23 protein-coding genes are annotated in these 22928 nt (G+C 58.6%); 18 read left to right on the top strand and 5 right to left on the bottom strand.

What is annotated here, in order from left to right:
• Positions 1–11 precede the first annotated feature (11 nt).
• From IC232_RS03910 to IC232_RS03865, 10 genes are all read left to right on the top strand, one after another.
• A complete protein-coding gene (locus IC232_RS03910; RefSeq protein WP_190843611.1) occupies positions 12–3368 on the top strand; it encodes a hypothetical protein in 3357 nt (1118 codons plus the stop codon).
• A 74-nt stretch (positions 3369–3442) separates the two neighbouring features.
• Positions 3443–3871, top strand: a complete 429-nt coding sequence (locus IC232_RS03905; protein ID WP_190843610.1) for a hypothetical protein — start codon at positions 3443–3445, stop codon at positions 3869–3871.
• 137 nt (positions 3872–4008) lie between these two features.
• Positions 4009–4422, top strand: coding sequence for a single-stranded DNA-binding protein (locus IC232_RS03900; protein ID WP_190843609.1), 414 nt, complete (start codon positions 4009–4011; stop codon positions 4420–4422).
• Entirely contained in the window at positions 4419–4895 is a 477-nt protein-coding gene (locus IC232_RS03895) for a hypothetical protein (protein ID WP_190843608.1), read from the top strand. The genes IC232_RS03900 and IC232_RS03895 overlap by 4 nt, the downstream gene beginning before the upstream one ends.
• Positions 4896–4898: 3 nt before the next feature.
• On the top strand, positions 4899–5219 hold the full coding sequence (locus IC232_RS03890; protein ID WP_190843607.1) for a hypothetical protein: 321 nt from the start codon (positions 4899–4901) through the stop codon (positions 5217–5219).
• Between the two features lie 14 nt (positions 5220–5233).
• A complete protein-coding gene (locus IC232_RS03885) occupies positions 5234–7387 on the top strand; it encodes an ATP-dependent helicase (protein ID WP_190843606.1) in 2154 nt (717 codons plus the stop codon).
• 75 nt (positions 7388–7462) lie between these two features.
• On the top strand, positions 7463–8020 hold the full coding sequence (locus IC232_RS03880; protein WP_190843605.1) for a hypothetical protein: 558 nt from the start codon (positions 7463–7465) through the stop codon (positions 8018–8020).
• Positions 8021–8123: 103 nt separating this feature from the next.
• Positions 8124–10052 carry a hypothetical protein gene (locus IC232_RS03875; protein WP_190843604.1) on the top strand — a complete coding sequence of 643 codons (1929 nt, stop codon included), beginning with the start codon at positions 8124–8126 and terminating at the stop codon, positions 10050–10052.
• A gap of 197 nt (positions 10053–10249) precedes the next feature.
• The gene (locus IC232_RS03870; protein ID WP_190843603.1) at positions 10250–10591 is read left to right on the top strand and encodes a hypothetical protein; all 342 of its coding nucleotides are present in this window, start codon (positions 10250–10252) and stop codon (positions 10589–10591) included.
• Between the two features lie 124 nt (positions 10592–10715).
• A complete protein-coding gene (locus IC232_RS03865) occupies positions 10716–11453 on the top strand; it encodes an SH3 domain-containing protein (protein ID WP_190843602.1) in 738 nt (245 codons plus the stop codon).
• A 77-nt stretch (positions 11454–11530) separates the two neighbouring features.
• Here IC232_RS03865 and IC232_RS03860 read toward each other — a convergent pair whose 3' ends face one another.
• The 5 genes from IC232_RS03860 to IC232_RS03840 form a co-directional block, all read right to left on the bottom strand.
• A complete protein-coding gene (locus IC232_RS03860; protein ID WP_190843601.1) occupies positions 11531–12487 on the bottom strand; it encodes a tetratricopeptide repeat protein in 957 nt (318 codons plus the stop codon).
• A 469-nt stretch (positions 12488–12956) separates the two neighbouring features.
• Positions 12957–13463, bottom strand: coding sequence for a hypothetical protein (locus IC232_RS03855; RefSeq protein ID WP_190843600.1), 507 nt, complete (start codon positions 13461–13463; stop codon positions 12957–12959).
• Positions 13464–13669: 206 nt separating this feature from the next.
• Positions 13670–14107, bottom strand: a complete 438-nt coding sequence (locus IC232_RS03850) for a hypothetical protein (RefSeq protein ID WP_190843599.1) — start codon at positions 14105–14107, stop codon at positions 13670–13672.
• 96 nt (positions 14108–14203) lie between these two features.
• Complete coding sequence (locus tag IC232_RS03845; protein ID WP_190843598.1) at positions 14204–14353, bottom strand: hypothetical protein; 150 nt, start codon at positions 14351–14353, stop codon at positions 14204–14206.
• Positions 14354–14491: 138 nt separating this feature from the next.
• A complete protein-coding gene (locus IC232_RS03840; RefSeq protein WP_190843597.1) occupies positions 14492–14809 on the bottom strand; it encodes a hypothetical protein in 318 nt (105 codons plus the stop codon).
• A gap of 148 nt (positions 14810–14957) precedes the next feature.
• On the opposite strand from IC232_RS03840, the gene IC232_RS03835 reads away from it, so the two are divergent.
• The 8 genes from IC232_RS03835 (at position 14958) to IC232_RS03800 (ending at position 22873) form a co-directional block, all read left to right on the top strand.
• Positions 14958–15356 (top strand): hypothetical protein, encoded by a 399-nt coding sequence (locus IC232_RS03835; RefSeq protein WP_190843596.1) that lies wholly within the window; start codon positions 14958–14960, stop codon positions 15354–15356.
• 39 nt (positions 15357–15395) lie between these two features.
• On the top strand, positions 15396–17156 hold the full coding sequence (locus IC232_RS03830; RefSeq protein ID WP_190843595.1) for an AAA family ATPase: 1761 nt from the start codon (positions 15396–15398) through the stop codon (positions 17154–17156).
• A 275-nt stretch (positions 17157–17431) separates the two neighbouring features.
• Positions 17432–17773, top strand: coding sequence for a hypothetical protein (locus IC232_RS03825; protein ID WP_190843594.1), 342 nt, complete (start codon positions 17432–17434; stop codon positions 17771–17773).
• A gap of 140 nt (positions 17774–17913) precedes the next feature.
• Positions 17914–18381, top strand: a complete 468-nt coding sequence (locus IC232_RS03820) for a hypothetical protein (protein WP_190843593.1) — start codon at positions 17914–17916, stop codon at positions 18379–18381.
• Between the two features lie 42 nt (positions 18382–18423).
• Positions 18424–19134, top strand: coding sequence for a hypothetical protein (locus IC232_RS03815; protein WP_190843592.1), 711 nt, complete (start codon positions 18424–18426; stop codon positions 19132–19134).
• Positions 19135–19212: 78 nt separating this feature from the next.
• Positions 19213–19680, top strand: a complete 468-nt coding sequence (locus tag IC232_RS03810; protein WP_190843591.1) for a hypothetical protein — start codon at positions 19213–19215, stop codon at positions 19678–19680.
• A gap of 118 nt (positions 19681–19798) precedes the next feature.
• Complete coding sequence (locus IC232_RS03805; RefSeq protein WP_190843590.1) at positions 19799–20410, top strand: uracil-DNA glycosylase family protein; 612 nt, start codon at positions 19799–19801, stop codon at positions 20408–20410.
• Positions 20411–20482: 72 nt separating this feature from the next.
• On the top strand, positions 20483–22873 hold the full coding sequence (locus IC232_RS03800; protein ID WP_246812027.1) for a DNA cytosine methyltransferase: 2391 nt from the start codon (positions 20483–20485) through the stop codon (positions 22871–22873).
• Positions 22874–22928: the final 55 nt, after the last annotated feature.

Raw genomic sequence — 22928 nt, 5'->3', positions numbered from 1 at the left:
GCAAACTCCCGATGAGCGCCAAGTCCTTCCTGAACCACTCCGATGCCCCGTTCCGGCGAGACATTACCGTCATCACCATCGGTGACCGTCACCCCATTCAGGACCCCAATCGTCCCCAGTTCGGTAGCGAGCGCGACAAGGCCGCGTCCTTCGCCTTCCATATCGAGCAGTCCCTGACTCAGGACAATGACCTCGCCCGCGCCGCCTACTGGAATGAGCTCCGTGCGATCGCAGCCGTCGCCACCCGGGGTGTCCTCTCGGCCGAGCAGGGGCGCCGCCAGGTTCAGGACCGCGCCAATCAGGCCCTCGGCGCCAGCGACGTGGATCTGACCGAGCGCCAGATCGACGGCACGATGAATGTCACTCTGGCCAAGCGCCAGCTGACCGACCTCATGCCAAAGTCCCTGACTGTGGCGCAGACCAGCCAGGTTCTCAGCCGCCTCGTCAATGAGGCCATCGGCTCAGCCCAGGGTCACACCATCACCGACGACAGCGATGCAACCGTTGTCCGCCTGCGGAACACCCAGGCCTACCGGACGCTGACGAAGGCTGTGGCTGACATCTACGCCGACACGACAGTCCCCTTCAAGGACGACGAGGACGAGCTCGGCAACATTGTCGACGTGTCCGCCGACCGTCGTGAGCAGATGACCCGGCAGATCCTGCGCTCCTCGTTCGCTCCGGAGGGGAAGGCCCCTGCCCAGCAGGCTGCTGACCCGTTCGCTGGCAATGAGACTTTCGAGCGTGCCGTCTATAACCGCCTGCGCCTTGTCTCCCGTATCACCGACGCGATCTCGGACGAGAAGGACCGCCGTATCTTCACGGCCTTCATCGATAATGCCGCTATGGGTATTGTAGACGGTACCAAGGATCGCCCTGACTGGATCGTCCGCACCGATATGGAGCGGCAGAAGGAAAGCTACGAGAAGCTGGCCGCCGGCTCGGACCGCGGATCGAAGCCCGCTTTTGGGCCCGACCTGAGCGCCCTTGCTAACGAGGTTCTGGCCTCGGACCTGTTCCAGAGCCAGAAGCAGGCGCTGGCCGACCTGCAGGCGAGCGGTCACGACAAGGCCTCGATCACCACTGCCATGAGCCGTCATGCCTCGCAGCAGATGGACCGGACGGACTTTGTGATGGCTTCCCGCCCTCAGGCCCTGATTGCCGAGGCCTGGGTTTCCTTCGCTGCTTCCGCTGGTCCCAATGTTCCGTCCCGTACGGCCATTGCCAATGCGGCGAAGCAGATCCGTGAAGACTTCTCCCGCCCGGTTGAAATAGCATCCTACAAGAAGGCCGACGACGGCAAGATCGTCCCGGTGAAGATGACCATTCGTCCTGCCCTCTTCGGGGCTGAGACCAGCGGCCTGAAGTTCCCCACTGTCGCCGTCGAGGGATCCCGGTTCTACAAGAATGCCGGCGCAGTCAACGACTACGTGGCCCAGATCGCGGTTTCCAACAAGGCTCTGCCTCCTCATACCCGCACCAGCCTTGTCGTGACCGTCGACGACAAGTCTAAGTCCTATAAGGCTCTCACGGACGCGGCTGAGAAGAACGGCTTTGCCGTGATCAACGCCACTGTGTCGGCCAAGACCACCCGCATGAAGATCGTGGGCGAGAACGGTGCCAAGAGCTTCAATGACCGCAAGATGCAGATCACAGTTCCGAACCCGTCCAACCCGGAGGAGGCCTTCGATCTCTATTCCCGCGAGGGCCAGCGCGCCGCCCGCGGCAAGCTCATCGTCCTGCATCCGGATGGCAAGTCTGACAACCAGGCCCGTATGATCGGTTGGCAGGTGGCTCAATCCATTTCGAACCGCATCGCAGTCTTTGGTCTTGAGCAGAACGACTTCAACACCTGCCAGCATGTCCGGCGCGGTGTTGAAGGCGGCAAGCAGGTCGAGGTCCGGGACAACAATGGTGCTTCGGTCAACCTGGATGAGGCCTATAAGGTCGCTGTTATGGGTGCCCCGACCCCTCAGGAGCGCGCTCGCCGCGAGATCCAGAGCTGCTCTGCGGGTCTGATCGACCCGGCCACTCCTGGCCTGAGCAACGAGCAGAAGACCATCGCCACGGTCAACAGCCTCGCTCTAGCCCAGATCACGGGTATCCAGAAGCTCTCCGTCGTTCAAAGCCAGTTCAAGACCCTCGGCGAGGTTGTCGAGTTCGCCTCCCGGTCAGGCAACAAGGTTGTGTCTCTGACCAAGGAAGAAATGGCCTCGCTGCGCCCGGTTGCGGCAGCCCTTCGCCCGGGTGTCGAGAAGCTTCGCAATCCTGCTGCTCTGGAAGCCCTGCTCATGGATGCATCGATCAAGGTCGAGGCCGCCAAGCAGAACGACATGCGCTATGATCTCACCTCCGACTTCGCCAAGGCCCGTGGGCTTCCTGTCGTGGTCTTCGGCGAGCCGTCGGTCGGCAATGCTGTCGCCATCATCGGCCACAACAACGAGATCGGTGAGAGGACCAAGGGCGCCATTGAGCAGGTCGTCAAGGAAGCTGCCGAAAAGGGAGCCGTCATTCACACAACCGCCGAGAAGGGTATCGGCGAGGCCGTGATTGAGGCTGCCGCCAAGCACGGTGCCAAGTTCGTGGCCTTCTCCCCCGATAAGGATGCAACCGGCATCTCGGACAAGGCCGTGGATGCTCTGTTCGTCGCCATCGAGAACGGCAGCGGATCGATGATCTCGGCCCAGGGCTTCGGCAAGAACGAGGGGCCTGCCAACCGGACCAAGGTCCTGCAGATGGCCACCGAGACGTCGAAGAGCGTGGTGCTTGCCGCTGCCGGCGAAAAGGACGTGTCTGCCCTGATCGCCGTCGAGGCTGGCCAGACCCGCCCTGTCGCTACCCTGTCCCCGAACCCGGAGGAGTTCCTGAACTTCACGGCGAACGTGCGCCTCACCCGTGAAATGGGAACCATCTCTGCCCAGACGGGACGCGGCGGTAACACCATCAGCCCGGTTGGCGTCGGCTTCCAGGGCGCGGATGGCGTGTTCGAAAGCAATGGCTACAACGCCGATGGCGGCATGGATCCCCAGTCCAGCCCCATGGTCCGCGTGGCATCCTTCACGCGGCCGGCGACGGTGATCATGAAGAGCGGCGAAATGGGAGCGTTCATCGAGAACGTGGAGTCCGGAAAAGCCAAGTCGCTCACCCGTGATGACCTGAACGGCCTGACGGCCGCTCAGATTGCGATCAAGTATGGAGTTGCTAGGCACCCGACCGAGTATGAGCAAAAGAGTGCTAAATCCCCTGAAGAGATCTCCGTTGTCGTTGCTGATAAGGATCGGCGCGAGATGGAAACGAAGCTCTCTCAGCTGGCAGCAAACGATAAGTTCCGTGTTGCCAGGTCCCAACAGAATGGGATTGGGATGTAACCGCTCTTAAGACAATCCAGCGATCAGCAGCCCTGGCCAAAAGCCAGGGCTTTTTCATTCCTAGGAGACAGAACATGATGCAGGACGTTCAGCCCCGTCAGAAGGCTTTCCTCACCGTTGGTGAATGGGACGGCCGCACAGTTCATGTCACCCGTCGGGTCTACCAGCAGGCAATCGGCACCGACCCGGACTTCACCGGATTTGATGGTGCCACCATGCGGGCTCTTGCTCTGGTCGAGGCTTTCGCCGCAGCCGCCTCCTCGGAACTGCGCAGCAATCCTGAATCCCGGTCAGTAGGTTTCTCTCACAAGTTCGCCGATCGCGACTGGAATGGCGATCCGGAAAAGATTGAGGATCAGCGGATTGCTCTCGTAGCGACTGTATCCAACCGTTCCGTCACCATCGATTTCAACGTCCGCCGGGTCTCGTTCGACAAGTCGGATGAGGCACGCTGGGTCGAGATGTGCTCCAAATCCCGGCGCAGCTTCGCCAAAGACGTGTGATCCGGGCCACATTTAACCATCAATCCTGTTGCTCGAAATAGTTAAAAGCTTTTCCGCATTACACTTCGGCAGAAAGCGGGATATACACGGCTTAAGAGTAACCGAGTTTCTTGATTTGCGAATCAACGGAGAAAGCCGTGTCCTGGCTTAATCAGATCTCACTCTGCGGAGTCGTTAAAGGCGACATCAGCATCAAATCCTTCCAGGATTCAGGAGGCATGATCGCAGAGTTTACCCTGACGACCCGAGCCTCTTTCACTCGTGGCAAGGGCACGGCGAAATCCTCCACGGTGGAGAAAGAAGAAAACCACCGCATCGTCGTCTACTCCAAGGAAGTCATCACCGACGACATCCAAGGCGTTCTTAAGGATGGCGACTGGATCACCTTGAGCGGCCGACTCCAGTATCGCTCTGAGGTCGAGGGAGGCCCAGAACTTCCCTACATCTCCATTAAGCGCGGCAATCACTTCAGCCGCTTCCTTCCCGTTACCCTCAATCCCGCTGCCGAGCCTAATGCGTCCTCGCCGGTCTCGCGTGGGCTTGCAGCATGACCCTTCGCCTCGTCTCCTCGACGGATCGAGTTCCCCTCCCCTCCAACAAGCCCCGTGAAGGTTTTCTCAAAATGGTCGCCCAACCCAAACCCGATGACTCCGGCGCCCGCGTCATCGTTACTAAAGTCGTTGTCGAGCAGTACGCCGTCGACGGCCAGCGCAAGCCCAGCGATATCATCTCCAGCCTTGAGCAGCAGCTCGGCGATCAGTTCACCCTCAAGCGCATTTCGATTGCTGAACCCTCCGAAGGCGGTCTCATGGGGGCACACGTTCTTAAGGAATACGATGCCGGCGGCAAAGATCTGGCCCGGCGCAGTGCCGATATCCTCGATCGCGAGAACAAGCTGACGGTTCGTCTGAAGTTCGACGGCGAGGAAGTGGCCGGGTTCGAGTTCAAAGGGAACGGCAGCGCAAAGGCGGTGATCGCCCCCCAGCTGGCTGCTCTGTGGCGTGACGGATCAATCGAGTTCTAAAAAGTGTCGGGAACCCAAACCCCAAAAGTCCTGGTGGCGGACGGAATTATCGTCTTCGTCGATTTCGACGCAAAGACGGTGCATCCGCCCACCGCAACAGGATCGGCAGACACCGTCATCATTGGCGCTCTCACGCCAGAAGGTGCGGTGAACGTGGGCGGCCGGGTCTACCGATTTATCGACATCGCTGGCAAGCGTCCTGACCAGGCGGTCAGGACGGGCCGGCTGATTGCGCTCATAGCCGCCGAACAACGCCAGGAGCCGGTGGCTCCCAAGGCCACCATAAGAAGTCCCGAGAGGGCCCTCGCGCCCGCCGGAGGATAAAAGGAACCCCTGTCATGGCTCTCGATCTCGTTTCCAACCCGTTCGATCACTACGACATCGACGAGTCCGAGGCCCCGTTCCAGCCAACAATTCCCGACTATGCCCTCGAAGACGACGTTTTCTCAGAAATCGAGGATCACAGCGCCCTTGGGCACGCTGCTGTTTTCAATGCCGACGAGTCCCGGACGAGAGCCCTCACCAGCCTGATCGAAATTCAGGAAGCGGCCGTCACCCACGGCGAGGAACCGCTCCTCATTCTGGCCGGCGCCGGAACGGGCAAAACCAAGTCGCTTACCTCCCGCATCGGCTTCCTGGTCGGATCCCAGCGTGTCCAGCCCCACCAAGTCCTCGCCGTCACGTTTACCCGTAAAGCCGCCCAGGAAATGAAGCACCGTCTGGCCAATATGATGGGCCCGGTTGCCAAAGCCATGGACGTCGGCACCTTTCATGCCATCTCCGCCCGTCTCCTGCGGGACAATGCCGAGCGTGCCGGACTGGAGTCCAACTTCTCGGTTCTCGACGCGGACGATCAAAAGAATGTCGTCAAGGACTGCTATGCCAGCCTCTCCTATGGCGAGCATATCGTGCCGCCCGATTCGGGCGACAGCCGCCGCCAGGTCGACTACGCCTTCATCCTCGACTGCATCGAGGGCAAAAAGACCGGACGCGGCTTCCCGCAGAACTTCCACCGGGGCACATTTCTGACTCCCCATGGCATCGAGCAGATGTATCACCGCTACGAGCGCGCCAAGGAGCGCATGAACGCGGTCGATTACAACGACATTCTCATTAAAGGCCGGGATCTCCTTCGGGATGACGAGGCCGTCCGGCGCTACTACCAGAACCTTTGGCGGGCCGTTCTCGTGGACGAGTACCAGGACACCAACGACGTTCAGCAGGAATGGCTCGACCTCATTACCGATAACGGCCAAGGCTGCTACTACACATGCGTCGGCGATGACGATCAGTCGGTCTACAGCTTCCGTGGCGCCAATATCGACAACATCCTGAGCTTCGGGAACCGCTACCCCAATGCTCGGATCATCCGCCTTGAGCAGAACTTCCGCTCGACCCGGGCCATTCTCAACGCGGCCAACCACGTAATCGCCGGAAACGAGAGCCGCCACGGCAAAGCACTCTTCACGGAGGGGGCCCAAGGTACCCCGGTGCTCGTGCACGAGTTCTCGGAAGACCGGGGCGAAGTCTCCTGGATCGTCGACGACATCGAGCGCAAGCTCAAAAAGGGCATCCGGCCGAGCCAGGTCGCCATCATCTCCCGCGCCTCCATGGAACTGAACGGCTTTCAGCCTGCCCTCACCATGCGCCGGATCCCCTTCACAGTCACGGCAGGCCGCAAATTCAACCAGACAGCCGAAATCAAAGTGCTGTCCGCCTATCTCCGGCTGATGCTCAACAGAGCGGACAATGCGGCCTTCGAATATGCGATCGATGCCAAGCCCAGGGGCTTCGGCAAGGAAAGCCTGTCGAAGCTGTCCGAGACCGCCCGGGTGACGGAACTCCCGATGATCGACATCCTGAGTAACCAGATCCAGACCGGCGCGATCCGCAAGGCTGCCCTGGAGAAGGTCAAAGCCTTCGTCGATTTCATCGACGAGATCGGGGACGATTACCGCCTCGGCGTCCCACTGGATGAGGTGATCCAGAAGGTGATCTCCGAATGCGGCATCAAGGAGCATGTCGAGGAGCTCCGGGAGAAGGCGGAACACCAGGCCGACAAGCGCAAGGGCGATCAGCTTCGCAAGCAGGCGACCTCAATCGAGGAGCGCGTCGAGCAGTACCTGTTCGTTGCCAAGGAGCAGACCAACATCCAGGACTTCGTCGATTCCATGAGCCTCCTGGAGACGGACAGCTCTGTTGATGATGCCGTTTGGCTTGGCACGATCCACGCGGCCAAGGGCCTGGAGTTCGATTACGTCTACCTGGTCGGCTGGGAGGAAGGAATCTTCCCTGTGGTCCGTCCGGACACGGATCTCGAGGAGGAGCGTCGGCTCGCCTATGTCGCTATGACCCGCGCCAAGCTCAATCTGATCATCAGCTATGCGAAGAGCCGGTTCAATCGCTCCCAGGATGGCTCCGAGCGCCGGCCTAACGTCTATATTAACGATATTGTCGAGGCTGATCTGTGCACGTTCAGGCAGTTTCACTAGAAGACTGACACTTGCTTCCTTTCCGAAGCAGGTGTTGAGGATATGACCAATAAATTCCCCGAGTAGGACGACACGATGTTAAAGAGGTTTCTGGGTTTCGCTGCAGTCACACTGGCTCTCACGGGCGCTGCTGCGGCACAGGATTGGAAGGCCATGACCTTCAGCGATCTCCTGCAGCCGTCCGCGGCGACGCCCCAGATGGCACAAATCTGGGCCGATGTGATCGACAGCAACAACCGCTATTTCCGCGAGACCCTTAAGGAGGAGCGGTTCATGAAGGGGAATGCTCCGGCACAGTTCCTGTCCCATACCTTCACCGAGGGAGCCGAACAGATCACGGTCAGCCTGATCAGCGTCGCCCGGGACTGCGATGGCGGCGCGAACTCCTTCTCCAGCACCGATCTTCATAGCATCTGCCCTGTCCGTGTCACGGTGACCGGCCCTCAGGGGACGAAGACCACCCGCTCGAAAGCTTGCTTCCTCTACGCCTATCAGGATGTTCCCGACGCTCCTGACCCGCGCACCAACGCGACCTTTGTCGCCTATGACGAGAAGCAGGGTGCTGTGACCATCCGGGCGCTGCGGAATGGCCGCCCCGTCCGCGATTGTACCACCACCATGAAGATCCGGTAGCCTGCGGCGAATTACAATGCTTGCATAAGAAATAAAACGCTAGATCCTTATAGAAAGAGGGCTGACGCCGTGGTACCCACGGGATGACGTCAGCCCTCTTTCTTTGTGCGCTGATGATTTGAGAACTCAAGCACGGCCAGGCGGAATACGTATGAAAGCGCCCTTTCGTTGGATTGCCCTTCTGACTTTCCTGTTCATCGGCATCGCCACGGCAACAACCCAGGCCAGCGCCAAGATTTCTCAGATCGGGCCGAAAACCAACTACACCTCCCAGCAGATTGCCGATGCTGTGCGGCGGTCGTCTCTAGACCCAAGTCTCAGAGCCTACGCGGATCAGATGGGCCAACTTGGTGTCTATGAATCCTCGGGCAACGCCGGCGTCTATAACGGCTCGTGCTGCACAGGCATCTTCCAGATCAATCAGAGCAACCTGAGGGCACATGGCCTGACACCGGCGCAATATGCCAATATGGGTCTGGACCAGCAGGTCGAGGTTTGGGCGAAAGTCACGAACGGCGGCGTCAACACTAGCGTCGTCAAGAAGCTCCAAGGGATGCAAACCTTCGACGGGCAGCCGGTCGACGGCGCGTTCATCATGGCGTGCATCCAGCTCGGCACCGGAAACTGTCAGAAGATGGTTCAGTCGGGTAGTTGCTCTGGCTTCTCGGATATCAACGGCACCACGATCTGTAAAATGGCGAACGCCATGCGGGGGAAGTCAGATCCGTCAAAGTCCGTCTCGGACCCCTTCGAGAACATCCCCGGCGATGTCCAGAACCCCGACCTGTTCACCAAAGCCGACCTGCAGATCCAGGAGTGCTGGAGCTGCGATGCTGCCGCCCGGGTCATCGAAGTTACCTCCCAGATCGGGCCGCTGCTCGTAAACAAGCTCGGTTCCTCGGCCGCAAAACTCATGGGGATCATCTTCATGACGGTCTTCTGTGTGCTGATCGCCACCCGCCTGTTCTGGATTTCCAGCTCCGGCGGCTGGAACGACATCTTCTGGCTTGTGATGCGGTTTACCTTTGTCATTGTCCTGATTGGCGGAGGCACCCTCTACACGGAAATGGTGCGGCCCTACGTCCTTGTTCCGTCCATGGCTATAGGCGGTGAGGTTGGAACCAAGCTCTCTGCCATCGGCAATCAGGCGTTTCACAACAGCCCTTCGCGCGGCGTCTGCCGCTATGACCGTATCCAGGGCACGGACCAGGAACTCATCAAAGCCGGAGAGTCCGTGATCAATCTCGTCTGCGCGGTCCATCTGACGATCAACGAGGGAATCACAAAGGCGGCGATGCCGGCGAGCCAGATCAAGGCGGAGGACTCGTCTGATCGCAGCAAGGCCGTGATCGCGATCCTGTCGATACTTTCCATGTTCGTCCAGGCTACCTTCTGGCTGGCTCTCTTGCTCTTCGCCTTCCAGATCGTGGAAGCGTTGATCCGGATGGGCTTCTTTGTCGCCTTCGCTCCGTTCCTGGCTTACGCCTGGGTCTATAAGAGCACCCAAAAAACGTTCCACAACGCGCTACGGAGCTTCTTCTACGGCGCCGTTCTGTTGATCATGTCCGGCATGATGTCTGCTGTGGTCCTGTTCATCCTTTCCGAGGGAATGAAAAAGGCCGGGAATCCAACCACCCTTGGGGTCAGTCTCGAACTGGTAGGCGATACGGTCTACTTCCTGATCTACTCCTTCGCCAGTGCCTCGATCGCCGCCTCGTTAATGAGGTCCGCTCCCGCTCTGGCCGCTGCAATTACGAACTACCAGGGTATGAGTGGGGAAGGGTCATTCGCTGCAGCTGGCATCTCTGGGATCTTCCATGGTGCGAAAGTCGCAACCTCTATCGGGGGCACACTCGCCCTTGGGATAAGCAACCTCACAGGAAAGGGTGCGGGCAATCTCCTTGGGAAGGCTACGGATTTGGCTCAGCAGCAACTTAAAGGGACATTTGGCGGCGCGGCGAAGGGTATTGGCAACTTGCCCGGGGCCGCATCGCCAGCGCAAACCATCAAAGCGCTCTCGGGCGCTCCATAGCCGAGACCTCTTTCGACAGCCACTTGCCCTCGGTGCACCCACACTGAGGACATTTGAGTTTCAGGATGGCTTGACACCTTCGGCCATCACGAACTTTATTGATAGGACCACTTTGTGGGTCAGGAACAAGCCGGTTATTTTTCGAGAACTTGAAGTGGAAGAGGGACGGTAGAATCCCCATTAAGAAAGATAGTTACATGATTGCTTTCACCCTTATTGCGGCATTCTTTGCTCCGATCTTTTGGCGCGTCTTCTGGAAGAGCTTCGACGAGATCGGCGACTTGGAAGATCGCGCTTTGCGAAATCTCCCTAGGGTTGTCGATGAAGTCCTCGCTACGCTGTTTCTCAGCGGCATCCTCGCCCTGGTTCTCTACAACTATGTAGAGCTCTCCATCGAGACCACCGTCGCGATCTCGATCACCGCTGGTGCGGTTTTCATGCGCCTTGACAAGGGCACGTTCGACAGCCGGTTAATCGGCCGGATCATTGGCTGGTGCTACTGGGGCGCTGTTTCCTTAAAGGCGAAGTACATCCGGTAGTATAACTCCCATCGATAACCACAGGGGCGGTTTTCACCGCCCCTTTTTTATGTGTTCTGCTATAAAGCCATCACCCTGCAGCCGGCTTGGCCGCAGGGTGAAACTCGATCCAAGGTCAGCCGAAATGCGTCCGCTCATCATTGCAACCCTGGCACTCACCGCGACAACCGGCGCTGCCCTTGCCACAGCAGACGGGCCGGATTTCTTTGACGTTCGTAACGTCAGATCTGATGATGTCCTGTTCCTACGGGAAAGGCCCACTGCCAACTCGCCTAAAGTCGGCCAAGTGCCCCATAACGGTAAGATGCTCCGGAACGAAGGCTGCTCTGCGGTGAGAGACGGTAAGATCCTGCCCGACTCCGACATGAACACCGGGCCGTTTTGGTGCCGTGTCCGGTACGGACCTGTCGAAGGCTGGGCGAACGCCAGGTATCTCGCGGAAGCTTCTGAAGAGCAACCGACTAGGTCTCAGGCTCGCAGGCCTTCCTATCCTGCATCGGTTGCCGCAGCGATCAACACGAACACGGCGACTTGCAGCTCATTCAAGGGAATGCCCGGGTTCACGCGGAATGATCTCGATCTGAACGCCGATGGCGTGAACGACTGGGTCGTCGACTATGGACACCTCGAGTGTGACGGCTCCACATCCATGTTCTGCGGCAGCGGCGGCTGTACGCTTCAAATCCTCATTTCAAACGGCCGGAATGCATGGGAAGCGAAATTTGAGGATACGGTTCGGGAATACAGCTTCAAGCCCGTCGGGGGTAAAATGCTCCTCCGGCTAGAGCAACACGGGATCGCCTGTGGCAAGCCCGGAATACAATCTTGCCCTAAGGACATCGATTTCGCTAAGGGCCGTTGATTATGCAGTCGAGTAGGAGGAGGCATCCCATCGCCTCCTCCAGTGGCCAGGCCTCTATTGACCCCAGGTTCTCACTATCAATCGCAGGAACCGGATTGGCTCCCGACCCTGAAAATTTCCTTCGGCAACCTGTCGCACCAGTCCGTGAACCAGACGTCCGTACTGCCAACCCAGTAGTCCACCACTCGCCATAATCCCCGCACCCGCCGGAGGACCGCTTCAGTGTGCACGTCGTCACCCATGAATTTATGAAACTCAGCCATGGGAGTATCAAGGACGCGAATAGGAGTTCCGCCCGGGCGCTGAGGCACAACTTGGGCAAATGCCCAGTCGCCGGCAACCTTCAGTTCCGTCACACGGAATTCGATTGGGGCGTAGAGCTTGCCCTCAACCACCGGCCGCAAAGCGTCCAGGATCTCCCGGCGGAGAACCGTGCCATGCTCCGGACGGAAGACCGCATCGTAGCGAGTTTGAGGGCGCCGTGCGCCTAGCGAACCATACAGCGCCTGAGTACCAGGGTAGCCTGCATTACTTGCTACGCCCAATAGCTCCTCAACCTCTTTGCGATTATAAGAACCTGACTTGATCAGGAGTGAGGCCAAGTTGTAGGCGGCTTCTGGGTAACCAGCCTCTGCAGCCTCCCTGAAGTATTCGGCAGCTCGGGACTGATCGCGAGCCAGCCCCTTGCCCTGCCTATGGAGCTCACCAAGATTGTTGGCACCTCCGGCATGCCCCTCTCTTCGGGCCCTGTGATATGCGTCGACGGCCTCCGAGATCCGATTTGCCCGTTCGAGAGACCTACCATACTGGAACCAAAGGCGACCTGTTGCAGGGAAATCCTCTACAGCGTTAGCGCAAGCCCGCACGGCTTCGCCTGCACGGATCCTGTCATATGGAACGCCAGCAGCAATCCTTTCGGGATCGAACGGGAAAGTCGCTAGATCGTCACAAGGGGTGCGGCCTGATTGAGCGCAAGCCTGACCAAGCGTAAGTGCCAGAACGGAAATCGCGAAGAAACACTTGCGAATAAACATTGTACCACACAACTTCGTAGACGAACTATCGATACGGAAAGGTGATCAGAGAGGCTTTGACGGCCCTAGCCTATCAAGGAGACACTTTCGGGCGCGTACCCATACGCCAGGCGCAGATTCGGGCCTCAGCGTTCCCCCAGCAAGCTCCTGAGCGCGTCATCTGGCCAAGTTGCTCATGAGCGTGGGACTCCGGGACTACTCCGTTCCAATTTGCGGTGGCAACGCGATTGTCGGCATCCAGACTAACCATGGCGAAATGCAAGTCCTTGCCAATACCGTTGATTTGGAATGATCCGCCTGGGTATAAGCGGATATCGCATTTGCCGTCGATATATCTAACGCCGGAGACGTTCAGAAGACACTCTCCACGAATCTTCTCATCGGCATTCGCTTGTGAAGTTCCCAGGGCTATGGCCGAGAGTGTCGCGGCAACCACAATGTTTCTCATAATTCTCTGATCCTAAGCCTATTACCGCTTGGCGTTTGTTTTGGCTGGCATGCGTCCCGTGAAGCCTGTTTCACAAGCCTTTGGACCAAGTGCTTTCCGAACTCCTTCGAGTGAGAACGTGGATGTCCGCCCGTCCGCCAATAAAACGCGCATCGAGCGCCCTTTGCGAAGGGCCTCCCAGAGAACATCAAAATTTGACTGCGCCGCTCGGTTGTTGATCAGAATGCCATCTTTGTCTTCAAAGAATGTGAGTTCCTCGTCATCGACAAATATCCGGATCTCGCCGTTACTAGATGGAGCTCCCCGGTCCCGGATCGTGATGCTCAGGCCAGTTCGTTCGGCATCCTCCGTCGCGCCGGTGTCGCAAAGGATCATGAACTCATTACCTGGTCCGTTCCGAACAGTATGTTCAACCATTCCCTGGCCGAACCCAACCGTCCATTTGCCAGATCGGAACCCTTGTGCCGACGCTGCTTGTGTTCCAAGCATCATCCCTAGCAACGCTATCGCTGCCACTGTTGCTTTCATGGAATTCGCCCCATTCACTTGCTTTGTTTTTACGATCAGCTTCCTGTCTGACCTTACTGGCCCCACTATCCAAGGCGATAGTCGAGCACCGGTAGTTATAATCGTCGGCCGGTTACGGAATTTATAAAGAAGACGACCTCTCTGCCCGCGTTTGGTAAATAGAACCCGAAACAACAAGGGCGGCCAGCGCCGCCCTTTTGACGATCTTACCTGAAGGCCGGATACGTTGTACTCTTGTCCCCGGCCCAGACCCGAACCTGATTGGCGGACTGCTCTGCACCATTTTCGTCTTTGAAGTCGGGCCGGTATCCATCGCCAGCTTTGTGGCCGTACTCCACCCGGTAGACAATTGACCCACTGCCAGCGTCGTACTTCAAAACGACGCCGTCTTTGGCGATGACGCAGTTGCCAGAGGCTTGCGTGGCCTTCTCCTTGACACACCGGGCAAAGGCATCCCGGGCGTCCCTGATAATCTTTCCGGCCTGTTTCTCGGTCACCCCAGTCCTGTACTGGACAGCGTCTGTGGCGACTTCCGAGAAGTCACGGGCATAAGGCGGCACCTTTGGAGCCGGGTTGGCGGTCGCAATTGAGCTGCTCGAAAGCCCAGCTGCGACCGCTAGAACGATGGCCATTAACTTCTGCATTCTTTGCCCCATGCGTTTGTCGCTATGAGCCGCCGCTGCGGCTCTCATGACTATGGGGCGGTCATACACCGCCCCTTGGGTATATTCCTAGTCCGGCTACTCGCCCTGCTTCATTGGGATCTTTGGCCGCGCATAGCGCACAAGCCCCGCCAGTCGCTCCTTGGCTACAGGATCCTTCATCTGGACGATCAGCAAGCCAACGGCCGTCACCAGGAGGACGACCCCCAAGCTAAGAGCAACGAGCACCAGAGTCCTCCCAGCCTCCGATCGGCCCCCTTGGATGCACACATAGCCGATCAGACCAACAAACCCGATCAGGAGCAGCTCAGACCGGCGCCTGCGCCTCGTCTCCTTTGCGTCGGCCCCATTGAGGATCCCCATCGGTCAGGTCCTCTGGGCTCGGGAGGTCTCCTCTTCGAGGAGCTTGCGCTCAACATACTGGCAGAGGCTTGGATAGGTTACGAGAAAACCGTCCCCGCTCGGCTCTTCCCGGCGGCACAGGGCCGGCTTCAGGTTCTGATAATCGGCCACAGAGCCCCAGCACGCCAGGATGTAGTCGTAAATCCGCCCCTGCTGGATCTCTCGCTCGGAGATCTCGAAGTGGTGGATGAACGGTGCCCCGTCAGAATTCCTTAGGAAAATGACGCTGCACTTGGTCTTCTGCTCTTCCTGAACCGGTCTGATCTTCGATACGGCGTTCATCTGCAACTAGGCTCCCAAAGAATGGCTCGCGCCATCGCCGGAAATAAAATACGCAAATCATGATTTGCATTGCGATGGAGGGTCGCTATAACTCTTATCACAAAGGTTGGGTTGGAAGCATAGTCAAAAGCCCAAAAAAGGTGGTTCCATGCGAGGCACGCCGATAGCGATTGCCAACAGCTTCAAAAGCGCATCGCTGGCCTTCATTTTTCTTGTGGAAGTCGCCGCACCCTACATGCCCGACTTCGTTGCGAGATATGTCGTGGGGACGCTCCTTCCCATCAACGAACGGTACCCGATCCTACTGTTGCTCCTGGCCGTCTTTGCCGCGGCCTTTATTGCCGCCTCGATGACCGAGGTCCGGCATTGGGTTAAGTTCGTCTTCAACGGCCTGGTCACGATCACCGTCATCACAGCCCCCATGGTAGTCCTTGCCCGCTTCATCCCTCTGACGGCCGCCGTTGCCACCGTGACCGTCTTCTTCCTTCTGACCGGTCTGGCGGTCACCTATTTCTCGCCAAGAACGAGCGAGGACCGGCTGGCTTAAGTCGCAGCCGCCCAAGTACCACTCCCATTCAGGACCAATATGCACATCAGGCTTTCGCGCGCTGATATCGAACGCTATTGCCACGACACCAGGGATCGGGAAGATCCAGACAGCCCTGACCTTTGGCTCACTTCCAAAGCCCGCAAGATCCTGTTCCATGCCTGTGGGATCAGTCCTGCCCATCAGGAAATGATCGAAAGTCGCTATGGCGCTCGCCTTCCCTTCATTCTCGCGACCGACCCGTTCCGGATCTATGCGGAGTTTGACGGCATCTCATTCGAAAAGACCGCCAGGCTGTGGCGGAGGACAGCGGAGAACTCAGACCGGCGCTGCATCCTTCGAGCGGCTATCCTGGAAGCGTTCGACCATTTCGAAAGATCCGGCCACACCTATGCCGACAGCGACGCCATTCAGGAGCGGATGGCGAAGGTTTCAGGGGCCTCAATGCAGGAGGTCGGGTGGGCCTGGCGCCAGGCCGCCGACAATGGGTTGATCGTCGAGATGGAATGGCGTGGGATCCGCAGAGCTATGCTCCACCGGGCTTATTATGAAGAGGCGTCCATTGCTGGCGAGATCAAGTCGCGGCTCGGCAGGATGCCCTTCCCAGTCACCCCTGCCGATGTCATCCGCCATGCTGCGGCACTGGGAATGCCTCATGTGGACGAGAGCCAGATCTCGGCCGTTATCAGCGCATGCACCCATCGGACGACCATCGTTTCAGGGGGGCCAGGGACGGGGAAAACCACTATCATCAAGATCATCGCGTCGATCCTGATGGAGGCTGATCCGACCCTCGTGCCGATCTGCCTCTCCCTGCCAGCCCGGATCGCCAGGACTATCCACGAGAAAACGGGGCTCGCCGCCGATACCCTTCATACCCGCCTCGAGTACATCGACGGGCGCTTTGGCCGGAACAAGGACAACCCCCTCGATGAGCGCCTTGTTTTTCTGGAAGAGGCCTTCATGGTTGGGAACCCCCTCGTTCTCGCTCTTCTCCGCGCTCTCCGACCGTCCGCTCGCCTCGTAATCATCGGGGATGCAGAGCAGATCGAGCCTATCGGCCGCGGCAAGCCCATCGAAGCGCTCTTGTCGTCTGGAGCAGTTCCCGCCGTCATCCTCAACACAAATCACCGTTCCGGCGCAGGATCGACCATCCCGGCCTCTGGGAAGCGGGTCATGAAGGGCCTAATGCCGATTGTCGGGCCCGACATTCTCTACACCCAGACCCTCTCTCCGAAAGACACCCTGCTCGCTGCAACGAAGGCGTGGCACGCTGCCAAGAACATTGTCGGCGTGGATAACGTGCAGGTTCTGTCGGCCCGCCATTCGGGGGCCTGCGGGACGAGGGCCATCAACGACGCCATCACGGGCCGCAAGGAGTTTGCCGTCGGCGACCGGGTCATGCAGTTGAAGAATGATCGCGACCAGGACTTTTTCAACGGGGAAACCGGCACAATAGCCGACATTGAAGGCAGGACCATCAGCGTTGTGACCGATGCCGGCGTCGTCGCCGAGTTCGACATCCAGGCAACAAGCACCCTATCCAAGGCCTACTGCATTACGTTCCACAAGGCGCAAGGGCTCGAATTTGCGACCTCGATTGTTGTGGTTGACCCTGGGAGCGCCAGTATGCTGGACCGGAACATGATCAATGTCGGGATCACGCGGGCGCGCCAGAAATGCGTGCTGATCGACGAGCGGAACCAACTCCGGGCAGCCCTCAACCGCTCTTCCAGCGCCAAGCGCCGGACTCTCCTGGCTCCTCTTATGAGCACCACTGGTCTCCAGTTGCCAGGATGATGTTTTAATTCGGAATAACGTGTTATATAGCGACTCCAGATCAGGGAGCCGCTGCGATGGATGATGAGAGCCTGGAAGACCAGATGAACCAGACGAGGCGGAACCTTCCGGCTCGCATCCCGCAAGTTTACGGTCAGGAGGCCGGAGGACAGGAGCCAGGGGAAGGCCTGCGTACGGCTGCAGCCATCGACGATGACCAGGCAAAAGGCTCTGACAGGCAGCCGAAGGAAAAGCGGCGGCTTCCCGGGCCAGCCGACTACAAACAGAAGCACGCCATGTCCGACCAACGCCGGAAGATCGGCAAAGCCGTCGTGGACGCTGCCCTGTCGGCGAACAAGCTCGGGATCGAGAGCCCCGACACTGTGGCTACCGAGATGACCAAGGAGACGACCGGCATAGCTCTTCTTGGAGCAGCAGGCTTTGTTCGAGGCCTCAAATCTGGTCTTGCCTCTGCCCGTGACGACAAAAAACCGGAGAGCGAGGCCCCCATTGTCCCGGCGAGCCCTGATGCGATTGAGTCGTTTATCGCGAAACTCCCGCCGCCACCCAAGGCCATAGCCGCACCTCTCCGGCAGCTTCCTGCTCCGGGTCGACATTCAGGTGCTGAGAGAGACTGATCATGTTGGTAGATCGCCAGACCGTTTCAGACACAGCCCTCGGATTAGCCTCTCAGGGGATGAGTTCAACCACCGATTGGATCTCCGACAAGGTCTCAACAAAGGCAGCGGCTCGCCTTGCTGGTAAAGCAGGGTCGCGCATGATCCCTGGAATTGGAACAGCCCTTCTGGCCTACGATGCTGTTGATCTCGGCCTCTATGCCCTAACCGGCAAATCCCTCTCGGACCGCATCGGTGAAACAGCGGTTGGAAAAGCCGTCGGGTCAACCATCGACGAGGCTGGCGCATCCGTTTTCGGGGCAGCAGGCAAGTTGTTCGACAATATGGGATTCTCCTCGGCCGCCAATTATGTGAGGCAGGATGCGTCCTCGTACTTCTTCGGCGCCGAGGTTCCCTCCAGCACGCCAGCAAGCCGGGAAGCGGGAGTCGCCCCTTTCAAAGCGCAAGTGACTGAGATCGACAATTTCATTCCGTTCGGCACAAAGCAAAATCCCCGGAGCGTCATCGATCAAGCTCTCAAAATGTTCGGATCAGGTGACCGCATGGACGTCGCTTCCATGCCGTCACCCTTCAGCAAACAGAGAAGTCGGGACTTCGGTCTCGATTGAGCGAAGACCAGGGGAGCACAAGCCAATAAGGACGTGCTCTCGATGATCAACTATCTCCCCTCCTCCCTCGATGGCCGGTCACCACCGGCCATTTTCGCAGATAACGCGAATTCCGTATTCCTAGGCGAAAAGCGATCGACCAAAGACAACGGCGACGGCCTATTCTCGTTTACTGTGGCGGCTCGCCCGGCCGATCTCCCCGACGATCTAAAGTTTGCGCCTGTTCGGACGAGCTTCAAGCTCGCAGTGGCTGTAGTCACTGACGCTGGACCGCTCATTGAGACCACAAAGGCACAGCGGCTTCCGATCAGCGACCTCGGCAACGGCCTGGTCACTCTGGCATTTGCCGTGCTCCCTAACTCCCTCTCGAGTAACATCCTCTACGCCAAGCGAGGGACGCAAGTCAGGATGTCCGCTCATCCGGACCTTACTGATCACGTTGACCATGCCGGATACGCACCGGAACAGCGCCGGAAGACGATGCAGCGCATCGTCCTACTCTGCAAAGAAAATGAATTCCGCGAGTGGCTCTCAAAGCACCACGATCCGGCCGGATTGATCCACATGGCCGGTGGAAGTCCTGATCTCGCCGAGCAGGCGTCAGCAGAAGCCGTTCTCCGCCGGATCGGCGCGCATTCTCGGGCTGAAATACTTCGGAATGCTATCGTCTGTGAACGCGCGGAACTGATCATTCGCCTCTGGCGCGAAACCCGCTTCGATCCAATCCCGATTTCTCTTGGTATAGCTGCGTAATCGGCGGCCTGAGCGCTTGAATTGTTTGTCACAAAAGGTCATTTTCGAGAACCGATTTTAAACGATTTGAGAATTCTGATGGCCGACGACGCCGTACTAAAAAAGTTGATATCCGGTGCGGCCGAGAGAGCGGTCGATCTGATTCAGAATATCCAGGAATTCCAACACACGATGATCATGTTGGACCCGCAACATGTCGTCCGCGCCATTAGCGTTCCCTCCGATCTGGTGGAGGAAATCAACTCCAATTGCGACGACGACAATACGGTTAACGACTACCTTCGCGATAGCTATGCCTCGATCCTCCGGGTCCACAAGGCGACGTCATACGCGATCGTGACCCCCGCGTATTTCGAGGATCCCGACACAGGGCGCACGGATCTTGTTGTTGTTCTGGGAGCCTACACAGACAGCAATAGCCTGACTGGGTATTTCCCAGTCAACACTGACGCAGGGACCCATACGATCCAGCCCTTTGTCCCGGACCCTTCTGTGGAGAAGAGCTTCAACTTCCAAGGTCTTTTGGCACCGATTACGGTCCACTGAGACGACCATGGCAAACCGAGGCCCTAGTAGAGGGCAAACCCCAAAAAGATTATCCCACGACCGCCTGCAGCCGGATCGGTGTCCCGATCTGTAGCCGGGTATCAGGACACAGAAAACAATGCGCAATCATCTGCCGTTCGGAACACAGGCTGGGCCCATCGCTCCCCAGCTCCCCGGATCATCCTGGAATGGGCTCGCCATCATCGGCGAGGCTCCCGGGCGGCAAGAAATCGTCAACGGCGTGCCGTTCACCGGCCCGGCCGGCGAGTTACTCAACAAGATTCTGGAGCGGGTCGGCATCAGTCGCGACGAGACGCTGGTCACCAACTGCTTCGCGCACCAGCCGGCTTGGAGCGCCAATCAGGACGGCAAACGCCGCAACAACGACATCCTGAACTTTTTCACGCTGGATCAGACGATCGCCAATCAGAACCTGCCATCCTATCGAGGCCGGTACCTGATTGAAGAGCTCGCTGCGGATCTCCGTGCCACCTGGCGTCTCCTGCGCGAGATGAAGCCTAAGGCGATCCTCGCTATGGGCTCGACTGCCCTTTGGGGGATCGCTCACCTGGAAGGTCTCACGGAGAACAGAGGCCAAACGCTCACGACACGCGCCTGCGATGCTCCTCTGATCCCAACCTACCATCCGGCTTTTGTCCTGCACCGCAAGGACGACACGCTGGCCGATCGGATTGAAGAGGATGTGAGGAAAGTGCTTCCTCTCCTCTGACGTACGCAGAAGATCAAAAGTCAAAAACCCCACAATTCATTGGCTGCTGCCTTAACCCGTTGAGGATTCTCAATGTCCGGGAACAATCCTGCTTATTCTCGCTACGCCGCAAATGCTGCCGCTCTTGCACTCCTCGCGGAAGAATCAAGCAATTGCACTGATGTCGACAACCATATGTTGGAACTCTCGCCTAACAATGACAACGACTTGACGAGTGGCGACAACCATAAACACCAACAAAGTGCACTAGATGCGCTCGTAGGTGGCCTAATTTTAGATAGTTTTGCTGGAGGCGGCGGCGCTTCAACTGGGATCGCGATGGCGCTTGGACGCCAGCCTGACGTCGCTATCAACCACGATGGCGAAGCCCTCTCGATGCATGAGGCCAACCATCCTGAAACGATCCATGTTCGCCACGACATCTGGCGCGTTGATCCGCGTAAATATACCAACGGTCGGCCTGTAGGTCTAGGGTGGTTTTCGCCCGATTGCCGCTCTCACTCGAGGGCCGCAGGAGGCAAGCCGAAAGCCAAAAATATCCGTGACTTAGCATGGGTTGTTGTGCGCTGGGCGAAGGTCGTTCGGCCTAAAGTAATCCTTCTCGAGAACGTCGAAGAATTCGCGGAATGGGGTCCGCTGACGCCGGAGGGAATGCCTTGCCCGAAGCGTAAGGGACAGACCTTCGCTGAATGGGTCAGCAAGCTTGAACGCCTCGGCTATCGCGTCGAGAAGAAAGAGCTCCGCGCCTGCGATTACGGAGATCCAACGATCCGCAAGCGTCTTTTCATGGTCGCACGTTGCGACGGCAAGCCCATCGTGTGGCCGGTTCCGACACATGGTGATCCCAAGAGTGCTGACGTGCAATCCGGCAAGCTTCTGCCCTGGCGCACGGCCGCCGAGATCATCGACTGGGAACGTCCCTGCCCGTCAATCTTCATGTCGAAGTCTGAAGCACAGCGTTTCAAGGCTGAGACTGGCATTCAGACGAAGCGTCCGCTGGAACGTGCCACCCTAGCTCGCATAGCGAAAGGGGTGCGCAGATATGTGATAGATGCCAAGGAACCGTTCCTAGTCTCCCTCACGCACCAGGGCGGAGACCGGTCGGAAAGCATCAGCGACCCTATCCGCACAATCACTGCGGCCAACCGCGGCGAGAAGGCTCTAGTACAGCCCTTCATGACGAAGTTTCGCCAGGGCGCCGTCGGATCCGCTGCGAACGACCCGCTGCCGACAGTCACCGCTAATAGCTTCGAAAAGCGTCCTGGCTGTGGAGTACCGATGGGGCTCGTCGCTCCGGTCATGACCTATGCTCAGCAGGGCGGCCTCAACCGGTCCCCTGAGAAGCCTCTGCACACGATCACTGCAAGCCGGAAGGATCAGAACGCGGTCATCGCCCCCTATCTGGTGCCCCGCTATGGCGAGCGCGCTGGCCAGGAGCCCCGCACCTACCCGATCGACCGGCCCACGCCGACGATCGTGCCGGACGCGAACGGCGGCTCACTGGCAGCCGTATCAATGATCCGGCATTTCGGCGCGTCGGTCGGATCAGCGGCTGATGAGCCTGTTGGCGCAGCAACAGCTGGCGGTGGCGGTAAGACTGGTATGGTCGCCACGTTCCTCGCACAGAACAACACCGGCGTGATTGGCCACTCGGCTGACGAGCCCCTCTCGACAATCGTTGGCAAGGGTTGCACCCAGAGCGTCGTGGCCGCTCATCTGACCAAGTTCCAGGAGAACAGCATCGGCCAGATGCCGGACGAGCCGATCCATACGGTTATGGCCGGCGCTCCGCGCCATGGGGTGGTCGAAACCCACATGATTACGGCTCCCCACATGATCAACATGAAGGGATCGGATATGCGGTCCTCGACCGCTACCGATCCGATGCCGACCGCCACCGCGCAAGGCAATCATATTGGAACCGTCGGTGCCTCGCTTGTGGCCTATTATGGCTCCGATCAGGACACCCCTGTTACCGATCCGATCCACACGATTACAACCCGTGACCGGTTCGGATTGGCTGACGTCCAAGGAGGCATTCCGCCGCTGGCTCCGGAGCTCATGGAAAAGGCCCGGAAAGTCGCCGATTTCCTTCGGGAGTTCGGATGCTGGGATGACCGCGAGATCTGTACGGTGGGAAGTTACGTCGTCGTTGATATCGGACTCAGAATGTTAACCCCTCGGGAGCTGGCGCGCGGTCAGGGTTTCCCCGACGATTACATCCTTGAGGCGATGCACGATGGTAAGCCACTCACGCGCACATCGCAAACGCGGATGATCGGCAATTCGGTTTGCCCGGGTGTCGCAAAGGCGCTTGTACACGCGAATATCGTGACAGCGTCACTGATCAAGGAGCCTCCTCCGGTCTATCGTGCCTGGGGATCCGACCTGAAAGCTCGCCTTCTCGCCCGTCAGCAGCAGGCCGGCATCGAACAGATGTCACTCTTTGGTGAGGCGGCGTAAGCCGTCTCACTCGTCAGCAGAACGAAGATCAGGCCTGCAGGACATCCCTGCGGGC

Origin of the sequence: Microvirga sp., assembly GCF_014699075.1 — a bacterium.
GTDB lineage: Bacteria > Pseudomonadota > Alphaproteobacteria > Rhizobiales > Beijerinckiaceae > Microvirga.
The sequence above is the reverse complement of the archived record's forward strand: the minus strand, read 5'-3'. Positions and strand labels throughout refer to the sequence as shown.

What these genes read in the sequence shown, in the direction of transcription:
- IC232_RS03910 (WP_190843611.1), top strand. Translation starts at nt 12, where the DNA reads ATGAGCGCCAAGTCCTTCCTGAACCACTCCGATGCCCCGTTCCGGCGA.
- IC232_RS03905 (WP_190843610.1), top strand. Translation starts at nt 3,443, where the DNA reads ATGATGCAGGACGTTCAGCCCCGTCAGAAGGCTTTCCTCACCGTTGGT.
- IC232_RS03895 (WP_190843608.1), top strand. Translation starts at nt 4,419, where the DNA reads ATGACCCTTCGCCTCGTCTCCTCGACGGATCGAGTTCCCCTCCCCTCC.
- IC232_RS03885 (WP_190843606.1), top strand. Translation starts at nt 5,234, where the DNA reads ATGGCTCTCGATCTCGTTTCCAACCCGTTCGATCACTACGACATCGAC.
- IC232_RS03880 (WP_190843605.1), top strand. Translation starts at nt 7,463, where the DNA reads ATGTTAAAGAGGTTTCTGGGTTTCGCTGCAGTCACACTGGCTCTCACG.
- IC232_RS03870 (WP_190843603.1), top strand. Translation starts at nt 10,250, where the DNA reads ATGATTGCTTTCACCCTTATTGCGGCATTCTTTGCTCCGATCTTTTGG.
- IC232_RS03865 (WP_190843602.1), top strand. Translation starts at nt 10,716, where the DNA reads ATGCGTCCGCTCATCATTGCAACCCTGGCACTCACCGCGACAACCGGC.
- IC232_RS03860 (WP_190843601.1), bottom strand. Translation starts at nt 12,487, where the DNA reads ATGTTTATTCGCAAGTGTTTCTTCGCGATTTCCGTTCTGGCACTTACG.
- IC232_RS03855 (WP_190843600.1), bottom strand. Translation starts at nt 13,463, where the DNA reads ATGAAAGCAACAGTGGCAGCGATAGCGTTGCTAGGGATGATGCTTGGA.
- IC232_RS03850 (WP_190843599.1), bottom strand. Translation starts at nt 14,107, where the DNA reads ATGCAGAAGTTAATGGCCATCGTTCTAGCGGTCGCAGCTGGGCTTTCG.
- IC232_RS03840 (WP_190843597.1), bottom strand. Translation starts at nt 14,809, where the DNA reads ATGAACGCCGTATCGAAGATCAGACCGGTTCAGGAAGAGCAGAAGACC.
- IC232_RS03835 (WP_190843596.1), top strand. Translation starts at nt 14,958, where the DNA reads ATGCGAGGCACGCCGATAGCGATTGCCAACAGCTTCAAAAGCGCATCG.
- IC232_RS03830 (WP_190843595.1), top strand. Translation starts at nt 15,396, where the DNA reads ATGCACATCAGGCTTTCGCGCGCTGATATCGAACGCTATTGCCACGAC.
- IC232_RS03825 (WP_190843594.1), top strand. Translation starts at nt 17,432, where the DNA reads ATGTCCGACCAACGCCGGAAGATCGGCAAAGCCGTCGTGGACGCTGCC.
- IC232_RS03820 (WP_190843593.1), top strand. Translation starts at nt 17,914, where the DNA reads ATGATCCCTGGAATTGGAACAGCCCTTCTGGCCTACGATGCTGTTGAT.
- IC232_RS03815 (WP_190843592.1), top strand. Translation starts at nt 18,424, where the DNA reads ATGATCAACTATCTCCCCTCCTCCCTCGATGGCCGGTCACCACCGGCC.
- IC232_RS03810 (WP_190843591.1), top strand. Translation starts at nt 19,213, where the DNA reads ATGGCCGACGACGCCGTACTAAAAAAGTTGATATCCGGTGCGGCCGAG.
- IC232_RS03805 (WP_190843590.1), top strand. Translation starts at nt 19,799, where the DNA reads ATGCGCAATCATCTGCCGTTCGGAACACAGGCTGGGCCCATCGCTCCC.
- IC232_RS03800 (WP_246812027.1), top strand. Translation starts at nt 20,483, where the DNA reads ATGTCCGGGAACAATCCTGCTTATTCTCGCTACGCCGCAAATGCTGCC.